The organism is Photorhabdus viridis (assembly GCF_040256935.1).
GTDB lineage: Bacteria > Pseudomonadota > Gammaproteobacteria > Enterobacterales > Enterobacteriaceae > Photorhabdus > Photorhabdus viridis.
Window position 1 is genome coordinate 1 of the sequence record NZ_JBEJZY010000265.1, and the last position, 460, is coordinate 460.

At 59.6% G+C, this 460-nt stretch carries 1 pseudogene; it reads right to left on the bottom strand.

From position 1 onward, the window contains the following. Positions 1–460, bottom strand: a pseudogene (locus ABR397_RS23290) (hemagglutinin repeat-containing protein); the annotation flags it as partial.

The window sequence follows — 460 nt, forward strand, 5'->3', positions numbered from 1 at the left end:
TTTCTGCTCCTCCGTTAACTCACTGACTTTAACCTTATCGCCGTAAAGCTGCTTAATCAGGACCTGCGCCGCCAGCTCACCGGAAGCCGCGCCGGCTGCCCCTGCAAGGGCGCTGCCACCACTGGCTTCGGCGGCCACGGCCCCCAAAATCGCATGGGCCAGGGTGTTGGTCGCGATATCCACCTGATGGGTTTGCGGGTCGGTGGTCAGGTCTTTAATTACCCCGGCCAGATAAGGTGAAGCCCCGCCTGCCAGCGCTTGTTTCAGGTCACCCCCGGCCAGTCCCTGGAGAGCCGCCGTTGTCGCTTGTAACGCTTTCTGGTATTTGCCTCCCGTCCCAAAACCGGATTCATTCAGCGCCTGCGTGTAAGCGGTGTCGTAGAGTTGCTTTTTGATGTCATCCCCGGTCGGGTGACGGTTGCCCGCTTTTGCCAGTGTTTCTTTTGCCGCCGCTTTGTCT